Here is a 4,883-nt window from a genome sequence, read left to right as displayed (position 1 = left end):
AAGGGAAAGAGGTGCCCACGAAAAGGTCGAGCTTCTGGAAGTGACTTTTCTTCGCGAGCGCAAGGGCAAGCCCCCAAAGATTGCCTCCGGGCGGTTCCCGGCGGTGCCTTCTTCTGCGCTGAAAAGGAAAGGTCTCTCGGAAATTCTCTTCCTCCATGCCGGCGGGAAGGGGGGGAAAAACCGCATGCAGGCAGAGAGGTGCTGCGTTATTTTTGCGCGCGGACAAGAGAGAGGCTGCGCCGCCACGCTTTCGCCGCCCACAATCAGTCCTCCGCGCGGGCAGGGAAGAGGGTGACGATGAGGATATTCTTTCCGGGCGGCGGCCCTCTGCGTCGGTTTCCACCGGCGGACGGGGTAGAAAAGCAGGCGCGCATCGCAGAATTCGGCAACAATGTTGAAGCTCTGCGGAAAGTGCGGGACTCAGCGCAAGGCGATGTTTTGCCTACCCGGACTCGTCTGGAAAAACTGTTGAAGAGCGTTGTATAATCTGATAGTCTCGTCAGAATGTGAAGAGTGTCTTGCGGGAGCGCGAGCGTTGTTGCGTTCGCGGCCCGAGGCGCGGCCCTGTCATGGAGCGTGACGCGGGCGCGCGGTATGTGTTGCGCTTCCTTCGGGGAGCGCCTAGCTTTCTGTGGGGGATTTATGGAACCTTATTATGCTGGCTGGATGTCGCTTCTGCCTCCCGTCACGGCCATTGTGCTTGCGCTCATTACCAAGGAAGTTATTTCTTCTCTGCTCATAGGCATCTTGACCGGCACGTTCATCTATTCCGTGGGCACCGGAGCCGATTTCGTGATCATGAACACCATCGAGTCGGCCTTTGCCATCATGGGCAAGCGTCTCAACTTCGACATCGTGATGTTCTGCTCCGCGCTCGGCGCGCTGGTGTACGTCATTTCCATGGCGGGCGGCTCCCGCGCCTACGGTCGCTGGGCCACGTCGCGCATCAAGAGTCGCCGCACGGCCATGCTTTCCACCTGCGGCCTCGGCGGCCTCATCTTCATCGACGACTATTTCAACTGCCTCACCGTGGGCACCGTGATGAAGCCCGTCACCGACACCTACAAGATTTCCCGCGCCAAGCTGGCCTACATCATCGACGCCACGGCCGCGCCCGTGTGCATCATTGCGCCCATTTCCAGCTGGGCCGCGGCCGTGGGCAGCAATCTGAAGTCCACCGGCGCGTTTGAGAGCGAAATTGCAGCCTTCATTGCGGCCATTCCGTATAATTTCTATTCGCTGCTTTCCCTCACGCTGGTGGTGCTGCTCTGCCTCTTCAAGTGGGATTTCGGTCCCATGCGCGCGGCGGAAAAGCGCGCCGAACACGGCGATCTCGGCGTCATGGCGCAGAAGTCCGAAATAGGCCTCGAAACCAAGAACGGCCATGTGTTCGACATGCTCATTCCCATAGGCAGCCTTATCGTGTTCGCCGTGCTCGCCATGATGTACAGCGGCGGCTACTGGGGTTCCGATCCGGCCTATCACGAATTCCGCGCCGCGCTCGGCAACTGCAACGCGTCGCCTGCGCTGGTGTGGGCTTCCTTCGGCGGCCTGGTGGTGGCGCTGCTGCTTTACGTGCCCCGTCGCCTGATGAGCCTTTCCGAATTCATGCACGGTGCGGTGGAAGGCATGAAGGCCATGCTCACCGCCAACCTCATTCTGGTGCTCGCCTGGGGCATCAGCGGCGTCTGCCAGGACATGCTTCAGACCAACAAGTTCGTGGAATCGCTGGTCACGAGCGGCAACATGGTGGGCGGCATGCTTCCCTTCCTCATCTTCGTGATTGCCGGTTTCCTCAGCTTCTCCACCGGCACGGCCTGGGGCTCCTTCGGCATTCTCATTCCGCTGGTGGTTCCCGTGGCGCAGGCCATCTGCCCCGATCTGCTCGTGGTGGCGCTTTCCGCCACGCTGGCGGGCAGCGTGTTCGGCGATCACTGCTCGCCCATTTCCGACACCACCATTCTGTCCAGCGCGGGCGCGGGGTGCAGCCACATTGAACACGTGTCCACGCAGCTTCCCTACGCGCTTCTCGCCGCGGGATGCAGCGCGGTGGGCTATCTGGTGGCGGGCTTCGTGAGCTCGAGTCCCTGGATCTGCCTGCTCGTGAGCGGCGCGCTGCTGGTGATCTTCCTGCTGCTGCTCAACGTGCTGCACAACAGAAGGGAGGCTTCTGCCTGATTCTGACGCAGCGGCGTTTGCGCCGGGCCGTGCGTGCAGTCGGTGCGAACCTCGATAAGCGTTGAAATTATCCCCGTCGGAGGCGACTCCGCACGGGGATTTTTCGTTTCCGGGGGAGGATGGCCCGGGAGAGCTTTCCGGCAGCGGTTCTTTGCCGGGCGGCGAGCTGTCCGGGGGCCGGGAGTGTCTGTCCGCAGTAGGCGGGGAAAAGGGAGTGCGCCCCCTTGAATCTTCGGCCCTGAACCGGAAGCCGAGGAACGGCGGCTGTGGAGCAGCGGTTTGGAGATCAGCGGCCGGGAAGGGCGAAGGATGCGTGCGGACGAGGTGAAAACATCAGCGGGGCGGGGAAGGCGGTGACCGGAAGAAAATCGGCGCGGCGCTCCGCGGCACGCCCGTTTGCGCAAGGAGCCGTCCACGGCTGGAAGGCCTGGCCCTGCGCGTCGTTTTGCGGGCCGCCGTCCGCTGCGGTTCGCATTTTTTTTTTGCACTGTCGTTTTCGGGCAAAGGCAGCAGCGGGGCGGCTTGCTCGGCATTTTGCCGGGCGCAGGCGGTCGTTGTCGAAGATTCCGGCCCCCCCCGGCCCTGCCCCGTCGTCTTCCGTGTGACGCGGAAAGAATACGCGCAGCGGAAGAGCTCCGGCTCTTTGCGGATCTGTGGACTCATGCCGCGACGCCTCTCGTGTCTGTTCCGGCCTCATTGGCATCGGATTCGGCGTTACCTGTGCCTGGGCGCGGCCTCATCGGCATCGGATGCCCGTCTCTGGAATCAGATTCGGCGCTTTGGACTCGGACGCGGCGTTTTCAATGTCTGCGCCAGGCCGTGCCTTCTTGGCATCGGACACGGCTTTTTTGTCTGCCTGTTTTCTTCTTCGGGGTGTGGCATTCCTCATGCGGACGCGCCTCGTCCGCAGCGGGCGCGGCGCTGTGGAATCGGGGCACCGTTCCCGGCATCAGGTTCCGCGTTCCCGGAACCCGGGTCGGCGTTCCCGGCTCCGGACGCAGGCAGGCCCTCCGGTGGGGAGGGCCTGGGGGGCGGTTCGCGCAGCGGCTTTTTTTCGTGCGCGAACCGGGGGAGTGGTTGCTTCAAGGAGTGTTTTTTGGAAAATCAGTGCATCATGGAAGGCAGCCACAGGCTGAGCTGCGGGAAGGCCACGATGAGGCCGACGCACACGAACAGGCCCACCACGTAGGGAAGCGAAGCCTTGTACATGAGGCCGATGGGCACGTCGGCAATGCCCTTCATGACGAAGAGGTTGATGCCGAAAGGCGGGGTGATGCAGGCCATGTTCTTGACCAGCGTGGAAATGACGCCGAACCACACGAGGTTCCAGCCGAACACCTTGGCGATGGGCACGAAGATGGGCACGCAGATGAGTACGAGCGGAATGGCGGGGATGAAGCATCCGAGGAAGCAGAGCACCACGATGATGGCCACCATGACGAGCATGGGAGCGATGTCGAGGGCGGCGATGGCGTTGGCGAGCACCATGGGGATGCGGCTCAGGGTCATGAAGTTGCCGAGCAGGTTGGCGCCGGCGAGCAGGGCGAAGCACATGGCGGTGAACTTTCCGGCGTCGTTGAGGGCGGAGGAGAGCTTCTTGGTGGTCATGCGGCGCAGGGCGTAGGCCAGGGCCAGCATGCCGAACACGCCCACGCCGCCGCCTTCGGTGGCGGTGAAGATGCCGCCGTAGATGCCGCCGATGACCAGAATGAAGATGGCCATGATGGGCAGGGCGGAGCGCAGGGAGGTGACGGCTTCGAGGCGGGAGACGCGGGGCGATGCGGGCGCGGCCGCGGGATTGATGCGGGCCCATACCACGATGACGCCGATGAAGCAGAACATGCACAGAAGTCCGGGAATGACGCCGGCAATGAAGAGTTCGCCGATGGACTGTTCGGCGAGCACGCCGTAGAGGATGAAGGTGGTGGAAGGCGGAATGAGGCTGCCGATGGTGCCGGAACAGGCGAGGCATCCGATGGCGAGGGCGTCGTCGTAGTGGCTCTTGCGCATTTCGGGCAGGGCTATGGCCGACATGGCCACGCTGCCGGCGAGGGAGTCGCCGACCACGGCGCCGAAGGCGGTGCAGGCGCACACGCTGCCGGTGGCGAGGCCGCCGCGCCAGTGTCCCATCCAGGAGCGTGCGGCGCGGTAGAGATCCTGACCGAACTGTCCCTGGAAGCAGACGTAGCCCATGAGCAGGAAGAACATGAGGGGCGACCAGTCGTAGCTGGCCACGGTGTTGTACCAGAACTGCCCGAGCATGTTCCAAGCGGCCATGGTTCCGCGCATGTTGGAGATGAACACGGCGGCCGAAGCCATGAGGGCGTAGGCCACGGGCATGCCCGAGAAGAAGAGGAAGAACATGAACGCGCAGCCCCATACGCCGAGCACCACGCTGGAAACGCCGCGCATTCTGTGCATGGCGAACCATACGAAGGCGGCGGTGGAGGCGAAGGCGATGACGAGGGCGAGCAGTGTGGCGGCGGAGCCGTAGTTGTCGTGAGCCTTGAGGATGGCGGCGAAGAAGTCGTGAACGAGGGTGAGCAGCAGGAGCAGGCATCCTGCGGAGGCAAACCACACGAAGGGCGCCACGGGCAGGTTGAGGGTGGGGGAATAGAGTTCGCAGGTGCTCGCGTAGCGCATCATGGCGGCGAGGCACACACCCACGGTGGTCACGGACCAGAAGGTGGTGACCACGGCAAGCA

2 protein-coding genes are annotated in these 4,883 nt (G+C 63.2%); one reads left to right on the top strand and one right to left on the bottom strand.

Features of this window, described 5'->3' with window-relative positions; translation table 11 throughout:
• Positions 1–642: 642 nt before the first annotated feature.
• Complete coding sequence (locus tag ACZM96_RS07765) at positions 643–2,178, top strand: Na+/H+ antiporter NhaC family protein (RefSeq protein ID WP_346664901.1); 1,536 nt, start codon at positions 643–645, stop codon at positions 2,176–2,178.
• A 1,104-nt stretch (positions 2,179–3,282) separates the two neighbouring features.
• Here ACZM96_RS07765 and ACZM96_RS07760 read toward each other — a convergent pair.
• Positions 3,283–4,883: TRAP transporter large permease (locus ACZM96_RS07760; RefSeq protein ID WP_489488362.1), on the bottom strand; the 1,601-nt coding region annotated here is incomplete at its 5' end.

The organism is Mailhella sp. (assembly GCF_057866825.1).
The sequence above is the reverse complement of the archived record's forward strand: the minus strand, read 5'-3'. Positions and strand labels throughout refer to the sequence as shown.